The sequence below is a fragment of the Mesorhizobium sp. NPDC059054 genome, from assembly GCF_042739215.1.
Lineage (GTDB): Bacteria > Pseudomonadota > Alphaproteobacteria > Rhizobiales > Rhizobiaceae > Mesorhizobium.
On record NZ_JBHYHV010000001.1, the window covers coordinates 892,420 to 913,890 of the forward strand.

24 protein-coding genes are annotated in these 21,471 nt (G+C 61.0%); 13 read left to right on the forward strand and 11 right to left on the reverse strand.

Annotated features, from left to right (window positions below):
- The first annotated feature begins 24 nt into the window (after positions 1 to 24).
- The gene (locus ACFWXH_RS04290) at positions 25 to 945 is read left to right on the forward strand and encodes an alpha/beta hydrolase family protein (protein WP_379117808.1); all 921 of its coding nucleotides are present in this window, start codon (positions 25 to 27) and stop codon (positions 943 to 945) included.
- A 17-nt stretch (positions 946 to 962) separates the two neighbouring features.
- Here ACFWXH_RS04290 and ACFWXH_RS04295 read toward each other — a convergent pair whose 3' ends face one another.
- Positions 963 to 2,003 (reverse strand): DUF1176 domain-containing protein, encoded by a 1,041-nt coding sequence (locus ACFWXH_RS04295; protein ID WP_379117810.1) that lies wholly within the window; start codon positions 2,001 to 2,003, stop codon positions 963 to 965.
- A gap of 127 nt (positions 2,004 to 2,130) precedes the next feature.
- Between ACFWXH_RS04295 and ACFWXH_RS04300 the strand changes: the two genes are divergently transcribed.
- Positions 2,131 to 2,646 (forward strand): DUF1993 family protein, encoded by a 516-nt coding sequence (locus ACFWXH_RS04300; protein ID WP_379117812.1) that lies wholly within the window; start codon positions 2,131 to 2,133, stop codon positions 2,644 to 2,646.
- A 46-nt stretch (positions 2,647 to 2,692) separates the two neighbouring features.
- Here ACFWXH_RS04300 and ACFWXH_RS04305 read toward each other — a convergent pair whose 3' ends face one another.
- Positions 2,693 to 2,857, reverse strand: coding sequence for a hypothetical protein (locus ACFWXH_RS04305; RefSeq protein ID WP_379117814.1), 165 nt, complete (start codon positions 2,855 to 2,857; stop codon positions 2,693 to 2,695).
- Between the two features lie 301 nt (positions 2,858 to 3,158).
- On the opposite strand from ACFWXH_RS04305, the gene ACFWXH_RS04310 reads away from it, so the two are divergent.
- Together ACFWXH_RS04310 and ACFWXH_RS04315 are read left to right on the forward strand one after the other, a co-directional pair.
- Positions 3,159 to 3,620: a hypothetical protein gene (locus ACFWXH_RS04310; protein WP_379118960.1), complete on the forward strand. Its 462-nt coding sequence runs from the start codon at positions 3,159 to 3,161 to the stop codon at positions 3,618 to 3,620.
- Between the two features lie 125 nt (positions 3,621 to 3,745).
- The gene (locus tag ACFWXH_RS04315) at positions 3,746 to 5,008 is read left to right on the forward strand and encodes a cysteine desulfurase-like protein (protein ID WP_379117816.1); all 1,263 of its coding nucleotides are present in this window, start codon (positions 3,746 to 3,748) and stop codon (positions 5,006 to 5,008) included.
- A gap of 2 nt (positions 5,009 to 5,010) precedes the next feature.
- On the opposite strand, the gene ACFWXH_RS04320 is transcribed toward ACFWXH_RS04315, so the two are convergent.
- From ACFWXH_RS04320 to ACFWXH_RS04335, 4 genes are read right to left on the reverse strand one after another with little or no spacing between them, the layout of a single operon-like run.
- Positions 5,011 to 6,048 carry a histone deacetylase family protein gene (locus tag ACFWXH_RS04320; RefSeq protein ID WP_379117818.1) on the reverse strand — a complete coding sequence of 346 codons (1,038 nt, stop codon included), beginning with the start codon at positions 6,046 to 6,048 and terminating at the stop codon, positions 5,011 to 5,013.
- Entirely contained in the window at positions 6,045 to 6,563 is a 519-nt protein-coding gene (locus ACFWXH_RS04325) for a GNAT family N-acetyltransferase (RefSeq protein ID WP_379117820.1), read from the reverse strand. Before ACFWXH_RS04325 ends, ACFWXH_RS04320 begins: the two co-directional genes overlap by 4 nt.
- Positions 6,563 to 7,492 (reverse strand): 3-keto-5-aminohexanoate cleavage protein, encoded by a 930-nt coding sequence (locus tag ACFWXH_RS04330; protein WP_379117822.1) that lies wholly within the window; start codon positions 7,490 to 7,492, stop codon positions 6,563 to 6,565. Before ACFWXH_RS04330 ends, ACFWXH_RS04325 begins: the two co-directional genes overlap by 1 nt.
- 8 nt (positions 7,493 to 7,500) lie before the next feature.
- Complete coding sequence (locus ACFWXH_RS04335) at positions 7,501 to 8,841, reverse strand: aspartate aminotransferase family protein (RefSeq protein WP_379117824.1); 1,341 nt, start codon at positions 8,839 to 8,841, stop codon at positions 7,501 to 7,503.
- 141 nt (positions 8,842 to 8,982) lie between these two features.
- On the opposite strand from ACFWXH_RS04335, the gene ACFWXH_RS04340 reads away from it, so the two are divergent.
- The 4 genes from ACFWXH_RS04340 (at position 8,983) to ACFWXH_RS04355 (ending at position 10,827) form a co-directional block, all read left to right on the forward strand.
- Positions 8,983 to 9,231, forward strand: a complete 249-nt coding sequence (locus ACFWXH_RS04340) for a ParB N-terminal domain-containing protein (protein ID WP_379117826.1) — start codon at positions 8,983 to 8,985, stop codon at positions 9,229 to 9,231.
- Positions 9,232 to 9,378: 147 nt separating this feature from the next.
- Positions 9,379 to 9,876, forward strand: a complete 498-nt coding sequence (locus ACFWXH_RS04345) for an SRPBCC family protein (protein WP_054314060.1) — start codon at positions 9,379 to 9,381, stop codon at positions 9,874 to 9,876.
- A gap of 189 nt (positions 9,877 to 10,065) precedes the next feature.
- Positions 10,066 to 10,461: a GFA family protein gene (locus ACFWXH_RS04350; protein WP_379117828.1), complete on the forward strand. Its 396-nt coding sequence runs from the start codon at positions 10,066 to 10,068 to the stop codon at positions 10,459 to 10,461.
- Positions 10,462 to 10,629: 168 nt separating this feature from the next.
- Positions 10,630 to 10,827: a hypothetical protein gene (locus ACFWXH_RS04355; protein WP_054314062.1), complete on the forward strand. Its 198-nt coding sequence runs from the start codon at positions 10,630 to 10,632 to the stop codon at positions 10,825 to 10,827.
- 204 nt (positions 10,828 to 11,031) lie between these two features.
- Here ACFWXH_RS04355 and ACFWXH_RS04360 read toward each other — a convergent pair whose 3' ends face one another.
- On the reverse strand, positions 11,032 to 11,256 hold the full coding sequence (locus tag ACFWXH_RS04360; protein WP_379117830.1) for a heavy-metal-associated domain-containing protein: 225 nt from the start codon (positions 11,254 to 11,256) through the stop codon (positions 11,032 to 11,034).
- Positions 11,257 to 11,523: 267 nt separating this feature from the next.
- Between ACFWXH_RS04360 and cueR the strand changes: the two genes are divergently transcribed.
- From cueR to ACFWXH_RS04375, 3 genes are read left to right on the forward strand one after another with little or no spacing between them, the layout of a single operon-like run.
- Entirely contained in the window at positions 11,524 to 11,970 is a 447-nt protein-coding gene (gene cueR / locus ACFWXH_RS04365; RefSeq protein WP_379117832.1) for a Cu(I)-responsive transcriptional regulator, read from the forward strand.
- A gap of 39 nt (positions 11,971 to 12,009) precedes the next feature.
- Positions 12,010 to 13,527, forward strand: a complete 1,518-nt coding sequence (locus ACFWXH_RS04370) for a multicopper oxidase family protein (protein ID WP_379117834.1) — start codon at positions 12,010 to 12,012, stop codon at positions 13,525 to 13,527.
- Positions 13,528 to 13,562: 35 nt separating this feature from the next.
- Entirely contained in the window at positions 13,563 to 14,003 is a 441-nt protein-coding gene (locus ACFWXH_RS04375; protein WP_379117836.1) for a YqaA family protein, read from the forward strand.
- 34 nt (positions 14,004 to 14,037) lie between these two features.
- Here the strand turns inward: ACFWXH_RS04375 and ACFWXH_RS04380 are convergent, their stop codons facing one another.
- Positions 14,038 to 14,808 (reverse strand): helix-turn-helix domain-containing protein, encoded by a 771-nt coding sequence (locus ACFWXH_RS04380; RefSeq protein WP_379117838.1) that lies wholly within the window; start codon positions 14,806 to 14,808, stop codon positions 14,038 to 14,040.
- Positions 14,809 to 15,015: 207 nt separating this feature from the next.
- On the opposite strand from ACFWXH_RS04380, the gene ACFWXH_RS04385 reads away from it, so the two are divergent.
- A complete protein-coding gene (locus tag ACFWXH_RS04385; RefSeq protein ID WP_379117840.1) occupies positions 15,016 to 15,438 on the forward strand; it encodes a VOC family protein in 423 nt (140 codons plus the stop codon).
- Between the two features lie 122 nt (positions 15,439 to 15,560).
- On the opposite strand, the gene ACFWXH_RS04390 is transcribed toward ACFWXH_RS04385, so the two are convergent.
- From ACFWXH_RS04390 to ACFWXH_RS04400, 3 genes are all read right to left on the reverse strand, one after another.
- Positions 15,561 to 16,631, reverse strand: coding sequence for a DUF2218 domain-containing protein (locus tag ACFWXH_RS04390; protein WP_379117842.1), 1,071 nt, complete (start codon positions 16,629 to 16,631; stop codon positions 15,561 to 15,563).
- Positions 16,632 to 16,713: 82 nt separating this feature from the next.
- Positions 16,714 to 17,820: an ABC transporter substrate-binding protein gene (locus ACFWXH_RS04395; RefSeq protein ID WP_379117844.1), complete on the reverse strand. Its 1,107-nt coding sequence runs from the start codon at positions 17,818 to 17,820 to the stop codon at positions 16,714 to 16,716.
- A 173-nt stretch (positions 17,821 to 17,993) separates the two neighbouring features.
- Positions 17,994 to 20,225: a TonB-dependent siderophore receptor gene (locus tag ACFWXH_RS04400; RefSeq protein ID WP_379117846.1), complete on the reverse strand. Its 2,232-nt coding sequence runs from the start codon at positions 20,223 to 20,225 to the stop codon at positions 17,994 to 17,996.
- 232 nt (positions 20,226 to 20,457) lie between these two features.
- Between ACFWXH_RS04400 and ACFWXH_RS04405 the strand changes: the two genes are divergently transcribed.
- Complete coding sequence (locus ACFWXH_RS04405) at positions 20,458 to 21,420, forward strand: helix-turn-helix transcriptional regulator (RefSeq protein ID WP_379117848.1); 963 nt, start codon at positions 20,458 to 20,460, stop codon at positions 21,418 to 21,420.
- Positions 21,421 to 21,471 lie beyond the last annotated feature (51 nt).

Consider the following 21,471-nt stretch of genomic DNA (forward strand, 5'->3'; position numbering starts at 1 on the left):
CTTGCGACAACGCAACGCTCTTTCATGATCCCGATTGTTTTTTCCCATCCAACTTCCAGCCTTGTGCGCCGTCTTCGCTTTCCGCTGGCGCTTCTGCTGTCGCTTGCCTCGACAGTGATTTTCGCCGAAGCGCAAACGCTGAAACCCTTCAAGGATGAGTTGTTTGCCTATCCCGGCATACTTTCCGCCGAGAAGGGCGACGTCTATCGCGTGGTCGACTATCGCGAAATGCGCGACATCAACGAGCGCGATGCCGTGCCGGAACGGCGCGTACAGCCCCGGTACACGTCGACCGGCGTGCGCAGCGTGCAGCAGGATCTGGCGCTGAAGACCGATGCGGGCACGCTGCGCCATGTCGCGGTCGGCAAGACCGAGGGGGCGGCCATCATCGTGCTCTACCTGCACGGGCAAGGCGGCAGCCGCAAGCAAGGGGTGGACGACTTTACGTTCGGCGGCAATTTCAATCGCATCAAGAACCTGATGGCCAACAATGGCGGCTTGTATCTGTCGCCGGATTTCACCGATTTCGGAGACAAGGGCGCTGGCCAGGTGGCTGCGCTGATCGACTATTATGCCGAGCGTTCGCAGGGTGCGAAAATCTTCATCGCCTGCGGCTCGATGGGCGGGGCGCTGTGCTGGAAACTGGCTGGTCGTGCCGATACCGGCAACCGCCTCGATGGGCTGCTGCTGCTGGGGTCGCTGTGGGATGAAAGCTTCTTCACCAGCCCAGCCTTCAAGCGACGCGTGCCGGTTTTCTTCGGACAGGGAAGCAAGGACCCGGTCTTTCCGGTTGAGAACCAGGAGGCTTTCTTCCGCTCGATCCTTGCCAAGTCGAAAGCTTATCCTGCCCGCTTCGTGCGCTTCGAAACCGGGACCCATGGCACGCCGATCCGCATGACGGATTGGCGCGAGACGCTGAACTGGATGCTGTCGCGCGCCAAGTAAGCCGGCTTCGTCGGTGGTCAGGGCGCGGTGTTGTAGTCGATCACCGTTTCGGGGTTGATTTCGCCATCGTAGCTTGCATCGACATCGTACTGTACCAGGGCGAACATTCCATTGCGGAAAAGGTAGGTGCCGCTTGATGAGGCATCGCCCGGACCGCGCCATTTGTCATTGGAGACGAGCGTGTGGGCATTCTCGTCGTAACCGGCGTTTACGAGCCGGTCGACGGTGCGGAACCCGGTGATGCCGATATGCTCGACCTTGCCTTCCGTGTTGCCGTTTTCATACTGGATGTCGAGTTCCGGCACGGCGAACTGCAACTGGTTCACGCTCTGCTCGGCATCCGAGAAATAAAAGATCGAACTCTCATTATAGGCAGCCGTCGAACAGAAGAATTGAAACAGCCGCACCGTCTTGTCCGGCTGATCGTCGGAGGGCTTGTAGCTGATGCTGTAGACCGTAGGGTCACCGATCTGGCGTCCGGCGGGGCCTTCCGGATCGCATTCATCGGCATAGCTGGCGAGAAAGGCTCTTTTTGCCTGATCCAATTCCGCATCCTTTTTCGGAATTGGAGGGCTGTCGCCACAGCTTTCCGGCAGAGCCTCTCCGAGGTCCTTGTCGGAGGGCTTCAGCGCGCCTTTCTCGATGCGGATCGGACTGAAGGGCGGTGCCTGAATCTCGGCATTGACCTGGCGCAGCGTATAGCAGCCGGCGAAGACCTTGCCATTGCCGCCCTTGTCGACTGCGCGGATAGCGACAGGAATGGTATAGTAGATGCTGCCGGCGGCCCCGTCGCTGCCCGCATTTCCGGTCACCACTTCGACCGTTTCGGTGCCTTCATAACCTTTGCTGAAGCTGTCGAAATCCTTGGCCGGCTTGGTGTCGCCGAAGTAATCCCAGGCACGCGCATATTCATGGCGGCTGATGGCATTGTAGAGCGAGCGGATGACCGCGGCGGCATCGGTCCGGTCGTCGAGATAGGGTGGTTCGGCGGCTCGGGCGGCTTGACCCAACAGCGTAAGGCCGATGGCTGCAGTCGCGGCGAAAAGGGCACTTTTCATCGAAGAATCTCCACTCGACGCGACCAGCATCGATGTCGAATGAGGCAGGCGCGTGACGGCTTGGCGACGCTTGAAGAATCGTCGGTGGAAGCGCTACGTCTTGGTTGGGGCAACAGGGAAGACGGCTATGACGATATCCATGTATGACGCATCGGTTGTGGTGTTTATGGCGAGGCTGAAGGCACTGGCCGGCGTGTTGAACGCTGCGGAGCAGAACGCTGTGGAACGCAAGATCGACCCGGAAGTCTTCCTGTTCGCGCGGCTTGCTCCTGATATGTTTCCGCTGACCAGACAGGTTCAGATCGCAACCGATCACGCCAAGGGTGCGAGTTCAAGGCTCGCGGGGCGCGACGCGCCTCGTTTCGAGGATGATGAGTTGACCTTCGACGATCTGCACGCGCGCATCGGCCGTACCACGGACTATCTGGCGACCTTTTCAGCCGATGACATCCATGGTTCGGAAGACAGGAACATCGAATTGAAGCTTGGTGGCCGGCAGATCGCCATGCCCGGCCTGCAATATCTGCTGCATTTTGCCATGCCGAACTTCTATTTCCACGTGACGACCGCCTACGACATCCTCCGGCACAACGGTGTGCCGCTGGGCAAGACGACCTTCATAAGCGGCGGGCAGAAGTCCTGAATTTCCGCTGAGGGGCCAGGCTGCTGGGCCTGTCGAATGCTAGGGCCTAGCGTAGAACAGGCGTGCGGGCGATACGCGGAAAATCCGCCGGCTTGATGCCAGCCTCGGCGCGGTCGGCACGGCTCATCGCATAGATGAGCGCCAGCGATGCGCGATAACGCACTTGCTCCTGCGGGCGCGGACGGGTGAACATCTCGGTGAAGAACCCCATGGTTCTCGGCTCCGGTTGATCCTCCCGCTTCCCATATAGGTGATTCATGACCGCTATTGCAGTGCAGCATCGCCACATGAGCCGGTTTTATGCTGCGCTGCACAATATGTCGCACCTCGTTGAAAATACGGAAGAATAGCGTCGGCGGATGTTTTGGAGAGATCGGGCCAACCGCTAAAAAATCCCGTCGTCGATGGCATGCATTCTTAACGAGCCGGATGTATCGTCCGCGCACATAGGGTTGGGCGCGCATCGCTGGGAGGCTGACATCGCTACCGGAGCCAAGCGGGATTTCGCATCCCTGCTCGACGATCTCTTTGTCGCTTCCGGGGAAGCGGACGAGGTCGGCGCCAAACCGACCATTCCCTTCGACTATCTTTCCGTCGTCGACGAATTGCATTCCGGCCGCATCAAGGTTTCCGGCGAGGCGGTAGCAGCCGAATATCGCGAGAGCGGAGCTGATCTGGCCGCTGAATTCTCGGCTCTGCTCGATCAGGCGCGCATCGCGCTGGCCGACGAGCATCCCGAGCCGGAAGAAGTCCTGCCGCCCATCGATCCTGACGCCATCGCTTCAGAACTCGGCCTTGGCCGTATCGCGAAGGCGGCCGATCTTGCGCGCCTGCGCCGCGATTTCGCTTTCGCCAATCATCCGGATCGGGTCGCGCCGCATCTGAGGCAACGCGCCATGATCCGGATGCAGGTGGCGAATATGCTGATCGACGACGCCAGGAAAAAGGCCCTGGCCGCCACGCGCCGCCGTTAGCTTTGCGGTTCCGGACATCAGACATACAGAACGCTGGCTTCGTGCATCAGCGGGTCGGTACTTCTGTCTCTAGTGGTGCTCTCCCTGGCACGGCATGAAGAATGGGCAGACAGAGCGAGGACAGGATGGATTTTCCGATCGAATTCGTGCGCGGTGCGTTTCCGGCGCTTTCGCTGACAGATAGCGGTCGTCGTCGCATCTATCTCGACAATCCGGCTGGAACCCAGGTGCCGAAATCGGTTGCCGATGCGGTGTCGCAATGCCTCCTCAGCACCAATGCCAACCTCGGCGGTTTCTTCAAGACGACCCTGGCTGCCCAGAAGGTCGTCGACGATGCCCACTCTGCGATGGCGGATTTCCTCGGCGCGGAAACGGCCGAGGAGATTGTCATCGGCGCCAACATGACGACGCTGACCTACCACATGTCGCGCACGCTGGGTCGTGATTTCGCTCCGGGTGACGAGATCATCCTCACTCGCATGGACCATGAGGGCAATGTCTCGCCCTGGTTGCAACTGGCCGAGGATCGTGGGCTTGTCGTGCGCTGGCTGCCTTTCGACCAGGAAAGCTGGCAGGTCGAGCCGGTTGCGTTGTCCGCTCTTCTGAACGATCGAACGCGGCTCGTGGCGCTGAGCTACGCTTCCAATCTCACAGGTTCCATCAACCGGGTGAAGGATCTCACCCGCATTGCCAGGGAGGCTGGCGCGCTGGTCTATGTCGATGCCGTGCAATTCGCACCGCATGGGCTTGTCGACGTTGCCGGGATCGGCTGCGATTTCCTGATCTGCTCGGCCTACAAGTTTTTCGGCCCGCATATGGGCATCCTGTGGGGCAGGCGCGCGGTCATAGACGCCCTCCAGCCTTACAAATGCCGGTGCTCCTCGAACGAACTGCCGGAGCGGTTCGAGCTCGGAACGCCGCAGATCGAGCTGATGGCGGGGCTAACAGCCGCGATCGGCCATTTCGAGCGTCTGGGCGAAGCTGCCGGTGCGAAGGGTTCGCGTCGTGATAAGATCGCGGCGGCGTTCAGCGCTTCCATCGCCTATGAAAACGTGCTGGCGCTACAATTGATCGACGGGCTTTCGGCGATCGATGGGCTGACCATTCACGGCATTACCGATAAAGCACGGGTGCACGAGCGGGTGCCGACCGTCTCCTTCACCGTTGAGGGTATCGAGCCGGAAAGCATTGTCAGGTCGATGAATGCCGAAGGCATCTTCCTGTGGTCAGGGCACAACTACGCCTGGGAGATCGTCCACCAACTCGGAATTCCCGCCGACCAGGGTGTCGTGCGTATCGGTATCGCGCACTACAATACAGCAAGCGAGGTGGGCGAAACGCTGGAAAGCGTAAGCCGCACCATCGCCATGCTGCGGCAGCAGCGCTGACGCTATCGCGATTGATGGTGGCTGGCGCCGAAGCCGCTGAGGAAGCTGGTCAGGTTGGCGCCGAGCGCATCGCACAGATAGCCGCCTTCCTGCACGATCACCGTCGGCAGGCCTAACCTGCCGATTGCTTCGCCGATGCGCGCAAAGCCGGGCGTCGAAACCGACAGCCCACCGAAAGGATCTCCTTCGAAAGCATCGAGCCCAAGCGCGATGACAAGGGCATCCGGCGCGAAGCTGCGGATGCGGCGGAAAGCGGTGTGGAGCGCTTCGAGGAATGCGTCGTCGCCGGATTTTCGGGGCAGGGGCAGGTTGAGATTGTAGCCCAGGCCGGGCCCTTCGCCGCGCTCGTCGGCATGTCCCCAGAAGAAGGGGTAGAAGCGCACCGGGTCGGCGTGGATCGAGACGGTGAGGACGTCGGGGCGTGTGTAGAAGATCCCTTGTGTGCCGTTGCCGTGATGCAGGTCGACATCGAGGATCGCCACGCGCGCCGCTCGGCCGCGGAGCACTTGCGCGGCGACGGCAGAATTGTTGATGAAGCAGAAACCGCCGGCCACATCGGCGAAGGCGTGGTGGCCGGGCGGACGGCAGAGCGCATAGGCGGCAGGTTCGGCTGAAAGCACGGCTTCAGCTGCGTCCACGGCGCTCCAGGCGCTCCACAATGCGCTGTTCCAGGTGTCCGCTGAGATCGGGCAGGCGGTGTCGGCCATATGGTAACCGGCCTGGCCGACGGCGGATGCAGGGTAGGAGCCGGTGCGCGCAAGCGGGTGGATGTTCGGAATGACTTCCTTGGAGGCGCCTTCGATGCGTTGCCAGCGTTCGAAGATATGTTCGAGGAAATCGAGATATTCCGGCGTGTGCACGGCAGCTATCGGTCCAAGCCCAAGGTCGCGCGGCCGCTCGATCGAACAGCCGGCGGCAAGCGCGCCAGCCTTCAGCCGTTCGACACGTTCCGGCTGCTCCGGATTGGGCTGCGGCGCGCCGCTGGAAAGAAAAGCCTTGGGATCGTGGCGCTTCTGTTCGTCGGCATAATAAGCTTTCACGTGTCGTCCCCGAAATCCTTGGCCGCAGCGAAGGCGAAGAGCGCATCGCCGATGATCCTGTGGACCTGGTCGTCGGCCTGATGGGCGATGCCGATGCGTTCGTAGAAACGTTGCGCACCGATATTGCCGGTGTCGACCGCGAGTTCCAGGTAAACACCGCCTTCGCCGCTGACCTGCCGCGCCAGATGCCGCAGCAGCTTTTCACCGATTTTCCTGCCGCGGAAATTTTCCGCGACAAAAAGGTCCTGAACAAAGGCGCCAGGCCGTCCTCTCCAGGTGGAATAGATAGGGAAATACAGGCACATGCCGGCAAACTCTGAATCGATTTCTGCGATCAGGACCTGGAAATGCGGCTTGTCGCTGAAACCGTCGCGGCGGATGTCTTCGGGCGTGGACTGCATCTTGTGGAGCTCGCCGACCGTCTCGGCGATGCCCAGCAATGCCACGTGGATGTTCGCCACGTCTTCCACCCCCGCCGGGCGGATATGAACAGTCGCCTGTTTCAGGCCGGTCATCAGAATGCCACCCGGTCGCCACCCTTGAGCGCCAGCATCTGGCGCGCTTCGGCGGGCGTTGCGACCTCCAGTGACAGGCCTTCGAGTATTCCGCGGATGCGCTTGACCTGATCGGCATTGGACTTCGCCAGCGCGCGACCGTCATAGAGACTGTCTTCCAATCCGACCCGGACATTGCCGCCCATGGCCGCCGCCATCGAGATCAGCGGCATCTGCTGGCGGCCGGCGGCGAGTACGGAGAACCTGTAGTCGCTACCGAACAGCTTGTCGGCGATCCGCCTCATGTGGAGGAGGTTTTCCGGATCGGCACCGATGCCGCCCAGAATGCCCAGAACGAACTGGATGAAGAGGGGGCCTTGCACAAGTCCGCGGTCGCGGAAATGCGCGAGCGAATAGAGGTGGCCGACATCGTAGCATTCGAACTCGAAACGCGTACCGCAACCCTTGCCGAGCTTGTCCAGGATGGTCTCCATGTCGGCGAAGGTGTTCTTGAAGATGGTGTGGCGCGTTGCTTCCAGGAGCTTCGGCTCCCATTCGTGTTGCCAGTCGCGAGGCTTATCCAGCATCGGGAACAGCGCAAAATTCATCGACCCCATGTTGAGCGAGCACATTTCCGGTTCGGCCTGCAAAGGTGCGGCCAGGCGCTCTTCTAAAGTCATCAGCGAAGAGCCGCCCGTGGTGATGTTCACCACGGCGTCGGTTGCCTGCTTGATGCGTGGCAGGAACTGCATGAACACGGTGGGATCTGCTGTCGGTCGGCCATCCTGCGGATCGCGCGCATGCAGATGCAGGATCGAGGCGCCGGCCTCGGCGGCTGCTATGGCATCCGCGGCGATCTGGTCGGGCGTGACCGGCAGATGGGGCGACATCGACGGTGTATGCACCGAACCGGTGATTGCGCAGGTGATGATGACTTTATTCGGCGCCATGGCGATCCTCAGGAATTGACCGGCAGGCCGAGTTCGTCGGCCAGAGCTTGCAGGCTGTCGCCCAGCACGTCGATGATTTCGCCTATCTGTCCGCGCGTGACGATCAGCGGTGGGCAGACCATGAAATTGTCGCTCTCCGGGCCGCCGCGCACACGCCTTGAATAGATGATCAGTCCACGCTCGAAGGCAAGATCGATGAGTCGCACATTGGCATCGCGGTCGCGCGGTAAAGGCGTTTTGGCGACCGGGTCGGCATAAAGCTCGGCACCGAGCAGCAGTCCCCTGCCGCGTATATCGGCCACGAAAGGAAACCGCCCCGTCAAGGCCTGCAGTTCTGCTTTCAGCACTTCGCCCATGGCAGCGGCGTTCTCGATGAGTCCAAGCCTGTCGATCTCGCCAAGCACGGCAAGGCCCGCAGCCGTGGCGACGGGATTGCCACCATAGGTGTGGCCATGCAGGAAGCCGCCCATGGCAAGCACCGGGCCGACGACCGCCTCGGTCGCCGCAATCGCTCCCAGCGGCGCGTATCCGGAGGACAGCCCCTTGGAGAGCACGACGATGTCCGGCCGGCAGTTCCAGTGATCGCCGCCCAGGAACCTGCCGGTTCGGCCGACGCCGGTCATGACCTCGTCGTGGATGAGTAGGATGCCGTAGCGGTCGCAGATTTCGCGGACGCGGGTGAAATAGCTGTCAGGCGGTACCAGGGCCGCGGTCGCGGCGCCCCCGATCGGTTCCATGATGAAGGCGAGCACGCTATCGGCGCCTTCCTCGACGATCTTGTCGTCGAGCATGTCGGCATAGCGCAGCCCCCGTTCTTCGAGGGAGAGATTGTCCCTGTCTCGATACACGAAGGGTGCCGGAACCAGGGGCATCGGTTTACCGATGGGCATGAAGGCGGGGGTCAGGACTTCGTCACCAGTTACGCCGAGCGAGCCGACCGTGATGCCGTGATAGGACGGCATGCGCCCGATGATTTTCCAGCGCTTGGGCTGGTCTGTGGCGACGGCCCATTGCCGTGCGAGCTTCAGGCTGGCCTCGACCGCCTCAGAACCGCCGGAGACGAAATAGACGCGATCCAGCCCCGCCGGCAGGCGCTCCGCCAGTTCGCGCCCGAGTGCCAGCGCCGGCTCGCTCTCGAAATGAATGGTGTAGGCAAAGCTGACACGGTCCATCTGCCGCTTCATCGCGTCGATCACAGCATGGTTGCCATGGCCGATGTTGACGTTCACCGCCCCGCTGGAGCCGTCGATGTAACGGCGGCCTTCCTTGTCCCAAAGGTAGATGCCGTCGGCGCGGTCGACCGTGGGGCGCGGCAAGCGGGTGAAATGAAAGAGATTGGATTTTGTCACAGGATTGATGGCGCTGGATGACTACTCCCGCTCATTTCGGTCATCGGCTTGCCGGGCGTCAAATGGAAAGCATCGGGCCAGCTTGGTGCCGGCGCGTAAGTCGACTATCTAGGATGCACGGATGCTTTCCTGGGAGCGGCTATGCTGAGAGTGCACAGGGTCAAGATCGACGACATCTACGTGCCGACGGCACGGCGCAAGACTTTGCATCCCGAAACCGTTCGCCACCTTGCCGAGGATATCCTGGAAAACGGCATGAAGATGCCGATCCAGGTTCGGCATGACGGCAAACGCCATGTGCTGGTCGAAGGGCTGCATCGGCTGGAAGCCGCGAAATGGCTGGGTGAGGAGACCATCGACGCCTATCTGGTCCAGGCGAGAAAGCATTGAAGCTTTCGCTTTCGCTCGCAAATGCCTGAAATGAATCCTGTTTTCACATCGCCCGCTGAAAATTTTCGAGGAGGATGTCGGGTCGCTGCAACATGATCCGTCCTTGGTGCGAAGACCGCAAATCAACGTATCAAGGAGAGGATTACCATGCCAACCAAGCTCGACATCGCACCTTCGTCGGAGAACGAACTGGTTCTTGCCCGCATCATCGATGCACCGCGTGAAGCCGTTTATCGCTGCTGGACCGACCCCAAGCTGATGACGCAGTGGTTCGCGCCGAAACCGTGGACGACACCGCGTGCCGAAGTGGATCTGCGCGCCGGCGGCGCGTCCTTGGTCGTAATGGCGGGGCCGGACGGCAGCGAATTCCCCAACGCTGGCCAATATCTGGAAGTGGTTCCCGGTCGAAAGCTGGTTTTCACTGATGCCTATGTCGGTGACTGGCAGCCTTCTCAGAAACCCTTCATGACCGTCGTGCTGACCTTCGAGGACGAAGGCACCGACAAGACCCGCTACATTGCCCGCGTGCGGCACTGGACAGCCGCCGACCGCGAGCAGCACGAACAGATGGGTTTCCACGAGGGTTGGGGTATCTGTGCCGATCAGCTCGAGGCGTTGGCTAGCGCATCGGCCCGAAAATCGTAATCGATTTTCGGAAAGCACGATGCGTAGATTCAAAAGTGTTAGAGCGTCCTTTGCGTGTCCGAACGGACACGCGGCGCTCTAAGACACTTTGATCGACGGCTCGAATGAGCCGCATCACGGCTTTTGATTTGACGGCATGGAGCGGCAAGCTACCGTGCCGTTTCCCTTTTCGAGGATGCTGGAACGACGATGAAATACCAAGGTGGTTGCCTGTGCGGCGCGGTGCGCTATTCCGCCGAGGGCGAGCCGATCAACCAGCGCATATGCCATTGCCGCCTTTGCCAGAAGGCGATCGGCGCGGCATTCAATGCGCGGCTCCTGTTTCGTATTGATGCGGTGGCTGTCGAAGGGCCGCTGGCCATGGTCAATTCTTCGACGGAAATCAGACGCGGCTTCTGTCCGCATTGCGGCACGACCATGCTATCGCAGCGCGATAAAGCCGGCATCGTGGGCGTGACTTCGGGGTCGCTCGACGATCCGACAACCTTCGCGCCCGAGATGCACATATTTGTATCTTCGAAGCAGCCCTGGCTCGCCATCAACGACGGTTTGCCGCAATTCGAGGGTGCACCGCCTCCGGCATGAACAGCTGCCGTGCTACGGCGTGCCGCCCGTCGAGCGTGTGTGAAATACATCACTGACGCTGCCGCATTTTTTTCTTCAAATTCCTCGAAATAGCCGACGAACCATCATTGGGCTGCCATGTTTGGGGCCCTATCTATGCATCGCGGGTGGCTTTCGAAGAGGCGAGACATGAGTGAGCGCAGAGAGACCCTGGAAGAGCTGTTAGGCGACCAGATCGTGCAACTCGTGATGGAGCGCGACGGTTGGCGGCCGGAACACGTACGCCTGCTTCTCGAAAGGGCCCGAATGCGTTCCGGCATCGAGCCGACGATCCCACCGGCGCATATCATCGCCAAGGCTTGCCTGCCGCAATGGATGGGCGGCTGAGAGTGAGATTTGCTGGCTAGCCATTTCCGAATGGCGTGACGACGCGGTCTCTTCGCAGGAACCTCGTCAGAAGTTTTAAACGGCCCCGTCAAAAAGCGGGGCCGTTTTCGTAGGAGCGTTTCCGTTTTTTCACAGAAACGCTCCAACTGTTTGTTTTACGCAATTCCGGACGGAAAACCGCTACACACTTTTCCTGGAATTGCTCTAGTGACAGCTGCCGCAGCAGGTGACGACAAGCTTTTCGTTGGCGTAGCCTGCCTCCAGGATCGCAGCTGAAATCGCCTCGTCGTCCGTGGCGCCTTCAACCGATACGGTCGATGTGCCGAGATCGACGGTGACCTTGGCTTTGGGATCAATACCCTTCACCGCTTTCTCGACTGTGCTGGCGCAATGGCCGCAGGTCATCTCCGGTATTTTCAGGTTCAGCATCGCAACACTCCTTTCGTGGCTGATGAGGGGGGTGTGGGGCTTGCCACGCTGGGAAGGTCAAGCGCTTCGATGCGACATGCTTGCGACGCCCGGCGAGCGATCCAGGCGGCGATGAAATTCTTGAAAACAGTCGCTTGACCTTCCAGTCACTGGAAACTCTATCTGTTTTGGCAACAACCGGAAGGGAGTTGCGAAAACCATGAAAAACTCTGCCTCGTCTGTCCGCAGCAGGGATGCGGCCCGATCCTGCCAAAAGGAGGCGGGTCGATGAACATCGGACAAGCATCCAACGCCTCGGGCGTGTCGGCCAAGATGATTCGCTACTACGAGCAGGTCGGTTTGATCGCCAGCCCGGCGCGCACTGAAGCCGGCTACAGGGACTATTCACCCGATGAGGTGCACATGCTGCGCTTTATCCGCCGGGCGCGCGATCTCGGCTTTTCGGTTGAACAGATGACGAACCTGCTGGCGCTGTGGAGCGACCGCTCGCGCGCCAGCGGCGACGTCAAGCGTTTTGCGATGGCACATGTCGTGGAGCTCGAGCGCAAGATGCGTGAGCTGCATGCCATGGCGGAAACGCTGCGGCATTTGGCCAAGACCTGCCACGGTGATGAGCGGCCGAACTGCCCCATCATAGAGGAACTTTCGAGCGGCCATGAAGCAGCTCCGCCGAAGCCCCGGCGTTCCGCCTCGAGACGTTACGGCGCCCACTGAACCACAATTGATCAAGACCATCGCACGAGGAGTTCTCCAATGCATCGGCGCACCTTTCTGACGGCAAGTCTCGCCACGCTCGCCACCGGCGGCCACGCGCTGGCACAAATGAAAATGGACGACATGAAGGCGATGCCGGGCATGGACCATTCCGGCCATGGCATGGCAACCGAACCAGCCAAGCCGGCAGCATCACTCGTCCTGAAGGAAGGCGAGGCGTTGCGTGAAGTGTCCAGATTGGCCAACCAATCCGACAAGGCTGGCCTTTTCCGCGCCAAGCTGACGGCCGCGCCGGCGACGGTCCGTTTCGCCGAAGGCGTCGAAACGCCGGTGCTTGCCTATAACGGCATGACGCCTGGTCCGCTGATAGAAGTCTTCGAAGACGATCGCGTCGAGATCGACTTCACCAACGATATCCCCGGCGAGGATAGCACCATCCACTGGCACGGCATGCCGGTACCGGCCGATCAGGATGGCAATCCGATGGATCCCGTCGCTTCGGGCACCAACCGCCGCTATGCATTCGATCTGCCGGCGGGGAGTGCTGCCTCCTACTGGTTCCACCCGCATCCGCACGGCAAGACGGCCGAACAGGTCTACCGTGGGCTGGCTGGTGTCTTCGTGGTCAAGACGAGAGCCGATCCGGTTCCGGCGGTCTATGGCGATACCGTGCTCGTCTTCACCGATCTCCGTCTTGGTGCGGACGGCACCATCCCCGAAAATTCGATGGTCGACCTGATGAATGGCCGCGTCGGCGATCATGTCCTGGTCAACGGCCAGAAGAACCCGACGCTCGACGTGCCGCTTGGCGCCAAACGCCGCTTCCGCCTCTACAACGCCACCAATGCGCGCTTCCTGAAGCTCTCCTTCGGCGCGGCGGTCATGACGGTGATTGGAACGGATGGCGGTTTGCTGGAGGCCCCGGTCGTGGTGGACGATGTGTTGCTGGCGCCGGCGGAGCGCCTCGAACTGGTGGTGTCATTCGACAAGCCGGGCGCGGCACGGCTGGAAACGCTCGCTTACGAGCGCGGCTGGATGGGGCCGGGCAAGCCGGATGATGCCGGGCTTGCGCTGCTGACCGTCAACGTCTCCGAGACGGCAAGGGAGCCGATGCCGCCGCTGCCCGAGAAGCTGCGCACCATCGCAACCCTTGGTTCCCCCAAAATCAACCGCCGCTTTGTCTTCACCGAAAAGATGGGCATGGGTGCTGGTGGCATGGAGATGGGTTTCTTCATCAACGACGTGGCCTTTGACATGCAACGCGTCGACGTCACTGCCAAGGTCGGCGAAATCGAACTCTGGGAAGTGATCAACAAGGCCGACATGGACCATCCGTTCCATGTCCATGGCACGCAGTTCCAGGTTGTCGAGCACGAACGCGACGGCAAGGTGACGCCGCCTGCCTATCGAGCGTGGAAGGACACCGTCAACGTTGCGCAGGGCGAAACCGTGCGGCTGTTGTTGAAGCAGGACCAGCCGGGACAACGCATGTACCATTGCCATATTCTCGAGCACGAGCAGCTTGGCATGATGGGCATTGTCGACGTAACGGTCTGACTGGCACCAAAGACGGAAGATGGGGTGTGGTTCTGGTGGAAGTACTCGCACCCTATGGCGCGTTGTTCGCAAGCGCCTTTCTAGCCGCAACGCTGCTGCCGGCGTCATCCGAGCTGGTTCTGCTCGGATTGCTCGCCGCCGGCCGTGGCGATCCCGTTCTTCTGATCATCGCGGCGACCGTCGGCAATACGGCTGGGTCCCTGGTGAACTGGGCGATCGGCCGTGGCGTCGAAGTGTTGCACGGCCGTCGCTGGTTCCCGGTTTCGCGCGAGCGCTATGAGCAGGCGGTGAGCCTGTTCAGGCGCTATGGTGTTTGGACATTGCTTTTCGCCTGGTTGCCGATCATCGGCGATGCACTGACCGTTGCAGCAGGGGCGGCCCGCGTCGGCTTGTGGTGGTTCGTTGCGCTGGTCGGGCTTGGCAAAGCTGCTCGCTACGTGGCTATCGCGGCTGGCCAGGCATGGGCGACGGGCTGAGAGACGCACGCAAGTAGAGACGGAAAGGTTCGACTTACCGTTCGCCGGCCAGGATGCGCTCCAGCTGTGCCGGTGTGCTGCCGGTCAGGCGGCGGCTCTCCCGCACCAGATGCGCCTGATCCGCATAGCCGGCCTCAGCCGCCAGCATTGCTGTGGTTGTTTCCGAGTTTCGTGACAAGCGCCTGAAGCGCTGATAGCGCAGGATCCGGTCGAGCGTTTTCGGACCATAGCCGAAACTTTCATCGAAACGGCGCCTGAGCGTACGCTCGCTCATCGCCAGCGCTCGTCCCAGCCAGGGAATGAGCGGCGCAGCCGCAGGTGGGCCGCCTCCGATCAGCCGGAACGCGGCCTGCATGGTGTGGTCTGCAGCATCGCAGTGGGCATGATCCGCGATGCTCTTCTCGAGGGAGGCGATGAGTTCGGCGAGATTGGGCCGATGCCGGATATCGGCGTCCAGCAACCGACCTTTTCGGCCGAGCACGGTCTCGATCGTCAGCCGCTGTCCAAGCAGCTCATTCGCAGGAACGCCGAGCCAAGCAGCGGCAGCGGCTGGCTGGAAGCGAAAACCGATGACGGCCGTGCCGGCTGTGATCATTTCGGTTTGCGGATCTTTGTCGGGGCCGGCGACACGGAAGTGACCGTCGATCCATTGCAAATCGATTGTTCCGTCTGGCGCCACCACCACAGGCGGCGCCGCGGCTTCCGGCAACTGGTGGACCCACACGGCAGAGAACCAGTCGCGCAGGAAAGGCGCGACCGGACGCTCATGATAATGGCCGGTTGCCTGTGCCGGCACCGCCTGCATGATAATCTCCCTGACCCTCGAATGTTTGGCCGGTTTCGTCTTCAACAGGTACGTCCGATAGGGCCGGGGTTCAACCGGCCAGCCATTCCAGCCGGCGAGATTGGCCGAAATGTTCAAGCAACGCCCTTCGTTTGGGTGCAGAGAGGACAAAGAGCCGGTGTTGCTCTCGCTGGCGACAACCGACGTCCTTTAGGAAAGGCCATCATTATGAAACCCAGGATCAGCGTTATCACGCTTGGTGTCGACGATCTCGAGGCGTCGCTGAAATTCTACCGCGACGGTCTGGGGCTGCAGACGGAAGGCATCATCGGAACCGAGTTCGAGCATGGCGCCGTCGTCTTCTTCGATCTGCCAGGCGGGTTGAAGTTCGCCCTTTTCCCGCGTTCAAGCATCGCCCATGATGCGGGGATCGGGAAGACCGGTCGCAGCCCGACCGAGCTCACGCTCGGCCATAATGTGGCAACGGAGGCGGAAGTCGATGCCGTCATGGAAAAGGCAATCGCGGCCGGGGCACGGCTGGTGAAGCCGGCACAGAAAACGTTCTGGGGCGGTTATGCCGGCTATTTCCAGGATCCGGACGACCATCTTTGGGAAGTCGTCTACAATTCGGCGTTCATCCCTGAGGAATGACCTTGTCTATCATCCCTAGAGCGTTTCCGTTTTTCACGGAAACGCTCTAACTCTTTGTTTTTACGCAATTCCGGACGGAAAACCGTTACACACTTTTCCTGGAATTGCTTTTGCGTATGTGCTTATTCCGCACTGTTGCAGCGATTCCAATAGGATACCACCAGATGCTCGTCTTTCTTGAGACCGAGTTCGGTACGGCAATAGCTGCGGATCTGACGGAATGCAGCGAATTCGCAGCCGGCCCAGACATAGACGGATGATCCGTCGCGCGGCAGCACGCTGCTTCGCACGGCGTCGGCCAGCAGCGACGTCGTGCCCGCGGCCGCACCATTGCGACAGAGCCATGTCACTTCGATGTCGGCCTGAAAGGTGAGGTGCTGGACTTCGTCCTTGTCAGCAACTTCGATGAATGCTTTGCCGCGTGCCTGCGCGGGAAGGTGCTCCAGCATGCGAGCAATCGCGGGCAGGGCCGTTTCGTCTCCGGCGAAGAGATACCAATCAGCTTCGACGAGGCCACCACCACCCGGACCGATGACGCCGACCTCGGCTCCGACTTGCGCAATCTCGGCCACCGCCGATCCCGGTCCGGCGTCGGCATGAAGCACGAAATCGATGTCGAGCCTGCCAGCGGCGACATCGAGTGAGCGTACCGTGTATTTCCGCAAGGTCGGGCGTCTTGCCGGATCTTCCCATTGGGCGAGCCCGTTGCTGCCGACTGTCGGCCATTGCGGCGCCGCGAGATCGGGATGCTGGCACAGGACATTGAGATGCAGCGCGTTCATTCCCGCGAAGCGGGCAACATTGTCGCCACGAAATGAGATGCGGCGCATGTGGGGTGTGATGTCTTGTACATCGACGATGTGCAAGATCTGGAAATTTGGCGGACGCGCCAGTTCCCCTCCGTCGCCACTCCAGACGATGGTGGGGGCGGCAGGCTCGGAGAATTCCAGGATGTGCGAGGCAACGGCAACCCGCACGAAATAGAGGTTTTCCAGGCTGTTGGCCTCGACATCCACCAATGTGCCGTCGTCGGTCAGGCGAAACCGCGCACGGGCACCGGAAAATTCGAGGATGCGGACGCCACCTTCCATGCGTGCGACGCCGCCATGTTCGAGCATATGTTCGCAGACCGGTGCGATGATCGCCTCGGGATCGGACAGCGCCACACGGGTCCGGGCAGAAAATGTCATCATGATCAAAGCCTTGCGTTCAAGCTTGGATTCTGTCGCACACTAGAAATGTCGTACTGCTGGATGCTTTCGAAAGCTGGACATCTCATTGCGGAGTTGCCGCAGCATCGTCCTTCAAACTGATCCAGAACGTGCCTTCGAGCGGTACGGCCATGAAGCGTTCGTTGATCTCGGCCAGGGTATGGTTGGGATCGAGGTCGCTGAAAAGCTCCGGATGCAGCCATTTGGCGAAGCATTCGAAAACGAGGAAATTCAGGGCAGAGATTGAGAGCTGGTGTGACACGGCATAGGCGCGACCGCTGCGTATCGCGGTCAGTTCGCCGCGGAAATCACGACCGATCGCCGCCTGCAACGAAGCGCGGGCCGATTGCGCGCTCACGCCGCCTCCCACCACCAGGCCACCTTGCGCGGCAAGGTGCGGGCCGCCAGTCGCGATATAGACCTTGGGATCGACGCCGAGGACAAACTCCGCGCTGAGCTGCCCATCATAGCCGGGGATATCGGCGCCAATGCTGTGTCCACCGGCCATCTCTATGGCCTCGGTCATGCGGTTGCTCGCGCCCGGCGATGCGCAGCAGACGGCGCCGGCGTGGGCGTCGATCAGCACGTTCGGCCGATCCTTTGCGCCTTTGAGCCGTTCTTCGATCTGACGGTAGCGCTCCTTGACGAAGCCGGCGTATTCACTGGCCTTCGCATCCCGGCCGATCGCCTTGCCGAGCAATTTCATGGAGAAGGCGGTCACTTCAGCGGGGCTGAGCGTGCTGTTCTTGGGGCTGTCCAGGAAGATCGTCTGGACACCGGCGGACTTCAGAATCTCGACAATGTCGTTCCAGCCGGGGTCCCAGATGCTGACGACGAAGATATCGGGACGCGCGCTCAGGATCGCTTCGGCGGAGCTCTTGCTGGGCAGCACGCCGCCGACCTCTGGAATATCCATCGCCTTCGGGAACTGTTTGCGGAACGCGGTATGGACACCGCTATCGAGGCGTCTGGGCGCGGCCCATCCGACGATTTTCGTCGCAGGGTCGGGATCGATCAGCGCCAGCGAAAGCAGGAGCAGGCTTTCGTTCGTCACGATCCTTGTTGCCGGTTTTTCCAGCCGGATCTCACGGCCGGCCGCGTCGGTCAAAAGGATCTCGGCACGTGCCGGCTGCCAGCCGACGTTGCTGAACAGAAAAGCCAGGCCAAGCACCAGAGCAATTCCAGCAAAAGTGCGCAGCGGTTTTGCGTCCGGAATTGCGTAGAAACAAAGGGCTGGAGCGTTTCCGCGTTTCCGTGAAAAACGGAAACGCTCTGCGAGCGTCGACCGCAGCAAGAACGGCGCCAGGGCGGCGCGTGGTCTTGCGGTCCAGCAGCTCGACACCGTCACCATGTGTAATTGATGCCTGCGGTGATCGTGCGCCCTGCGCCGTAGTTGCAGCTGCCGCCGGTCAGGTTCAGGCAGTGCGAGACGTATTTCTTGTCGAACAGATTGCTCACATTGACCTGCAGTTTGGTGCCTTCGAACGTCTTGTCGACAGCCCCGAAGTCATATTCTGCACCGATATCCACGAGTGTGCGTGCCGGAATACGCAGTTGCGCCAGATAGGTGCTGTCAGTCTGGTAAGACGACATGGCGCGCACGCCGGCGCTGAGGGCGAGGCCAGGCATATAGCTCGGCCGGTAGATTGCCCAAAGGCTGGCCTGATGCTCGGGCAGCCTGAGCATCTCGCGACCCAGTTCCACGGCCCTGTTCGACCGCAGCACTTCCGAATGCGAGTAGGCATAGGCGCCGAGCACGTCGAGTTCAGGGGTGAGCTCTACCTTGGCTTCCAGTTCGACGCCGCGGACGCGCTGCTTGCCTGCCTGGACGGAGAAGCGCGTGTCGGTAGGGTCGGGGGTCAGCGCATTTTCGAGCGTCAGGTCGAACACTGAAAGGCCAACCATGCCGCGCGCGCCGACCGGTTCATATTTGACGCCCACTTCGAATTGCTGCGCGGTCTGGGCACGGAAGGGATTGTTCGATTTATCCGTTCCCAGGGTCGGCAGGAACGAAGTCGTGTAGCTGGCATAAGGCGCGAGGCCGTTGTCGAAAAGATAGGTGACGCCCGCGCGCCAGGTCAGTCGGCTATCGTCTGTTTCCACAGGCCGCGCGCCTGCCAGCATGCGGTTCGTGCTTTCGATGTTGGACCGATCGTATCGCAATCCAAACGTGCCGACCCATCGGTCGTAGCGGATCTGGTCCTGCGCGTAGAAGCCGATCTGATCCTGTTTCTGAAGGCCGGAACGCTGTATCGGCGCGTTCGGAATCGGTAGCCCATAGATAGGATTGAGGAAATCGAGCGGCGGCACGCTCACGCCCGCACCGGTATTGCCGAAGTTGGTATCCGTGACGCTGTGAATGTAGTCGAGGCCGAAAAGGACTGTGTGGTTGAGGGCGCCGGTGTCGAACACCGCCTCGGCCTGGGTGTCGACCGCAAAAGTAGACAGCTTGTCGTTCGAAACGCCGGTAACCCTGTTCAACTGGCTGGACGGCGCGCCGGGTGTGTAGGCGAAAGCTGGATTGACGAGGGCCAGGAACATGTCCTGCTCAGCGCGGGCGTAGCGGAGGTTCTGGCGCACCGTCCAGGTTTCGCTGAAGCGATGTGAAAACTCGTAACCGGCGGCAAAGAAGTCGCGGTTGAACTGGTTCGCGTTGGGGTCGGCCAGGAAGACGTCGCGCGGGATCTGCCCTGCGGGATTGGGCAGCAGCGTTCCGATTGCCGGGTAGAAACGCGGGCTGAAGATGTCGCGGTCACGCTGGTAATAGCCATAGAGCGTGAGCGAGGTATCGGTGGAAGGGTTCCAGGTCAGGCTGGGCGCCAGCAGGATCTTGCGATCGCGCTCCATGTCGATCTGCGTGTGCATATTCTTGGCCAGGCCGGTGAAGCGATAGAGCCATTCTCCATCCGGCGTGAGCGGTCCGGTCGCATCGATGGCACCTTCGATGCCGCCGAAGGCGCTCGTCTTGATCGAGGCTTCGCGGTGCGCCGTTTCCTGCGGCCGCTTGCTCACCAGATTGACAAGCCCGCCCGGCACCGTGCGCCCGTAGAGCACGGATGCCGGCCCCTTGATCACTTCAACGCGCTCGAGCGCAAAGGGATGGATGGTCGGTGTTGCATAGCCTGTCGGATCACCCGGCAGGATCAGGCCATCCAGCCAGCTCGTGCCGAACGTGTTGAAGCCGCGAATGTAGAGCCAGTCGTAGCGCACATCCATGCCGTTCGGGTCGGGCAGGACGCCAGGCGTGTAACGCAGGGCGTCGGCAACGCTGTCTACGCCCTGAGCCTTCATCTGATCGCGCGTGACGATGCTGATGGCTTGCGGCGTCTCCTTGAGAGGCGTGTTGGTCTTTGACGCGCTGACGCTTTGTTTGACGACGATACCCTTGTCGGGACCGCGAGCGCTTTCCCCTTCGAGAGTGATCTTTTCGAGTTGGGTGGGCTCTGTCGCATCCTGGGCGTTTGCCGGCAGAGGCAGTGCCAACATGGCACCAAAGGCGAGAATCGAGTCGCGCAACAGACGACTGCGATAGGTGCCCCACCATGCTCTGCCAACCGGATACGCCGTGACGCCCATTCGAACCATTCCAAGCCCCAAATAAATTTGACTACATTTGTCAAGTTAAAGTAGTGGATAGGGCAGCAAAGCATATGTGACAACGCCGGGACCTTTGCCGGACGTTCAGACACCTTTGCGCGGGAATGATTCTTCAGCCTTGCAGCACCGCTGAATGGAATGCGGGCGGAAAGAGATGTCGACGGTGGCGCAAACCGATAGGGAAACAAGCTCTTCAGCGCTGGGCAAGCGGATGCGCGTTCGCGATTTCATGGCCAGGGACGGGGTCGTGCTCGACAGTCCCGACGATCGCCTTGCTGCCGAAGACACGCTGATCGAGGGCAGGCTGCTGCATCAGGAGCTGAGAAGCGGCCTTTTTCTCCATGGCGGCGATGTCGTGGAAGAGCGCATGTTCACAGTAACGTCCCATCTCAAGGAAGGCTTGTCCTGCATCATCTTCCTCGACGGGCAGGTCGATCTCGACATTGGTGACCGGCATTTCGAGTTCAAGGGAGATCCAAAAAGCGCCATGCGGGGTAGCGCCATCATGAGCGTCAATTCCGAAAGTTTCCGGCGTGTCTCTCGTGGCCGCCAGCATGTGCGTCATCTTGTTGTTTCGGCTACCCCTGAATGGTTCGACCGCGACGGGCTTGAGGAGATGCAGGACGCCCGGCTGGCGGGCCGGTTCCTGAAGGATCATCTGGCGCATCACGCCTGGACATTGACGCCGCGTGTCATCGATCTCGTTCAGCAGGTCATGGCGCCTTCGGGTCTCTCGCCCGCGCTGCATAAGTTGTATCTGGAGGGGCGTGCGATCGAGATCATCCTCGAGACGCTCGCTGCTGTTACACAGTCGGGACGCAAGCTCTCGTCCGGCGACGGTATGGCTCGCCAGGATATTGTTCGGCTGCAGCGTGCAAAGGAGCTTATCGACAGCCGCCCGGGCGGTTCACTGAGTGTGGAGGTGATCGCCCGGGCCGCCGGCATCAGCGCCAGCGGCCTGCAGCGCCTTTTCCGCCTGGCGGAGGGAGCCAGTGTGTTCGAATACATCCGCGACCGCCGCCTGGAACGTGCCTTCCTCGCCTTGCAGGCTGGCGAGGTGACCGTACAAGGGGCAAGCGACATTGCCGGTTACACAAGTCCCGCCAATTTCGCGACGGCGTTCAAGCGCCGTTTCGGTGTGACGCCTCGTGGGATTGTGCCATCGCGGCAATAATCGTCTCTGACAGACTGCGATGGGACTTGATCTGGTTTGTCGGCATGCGCA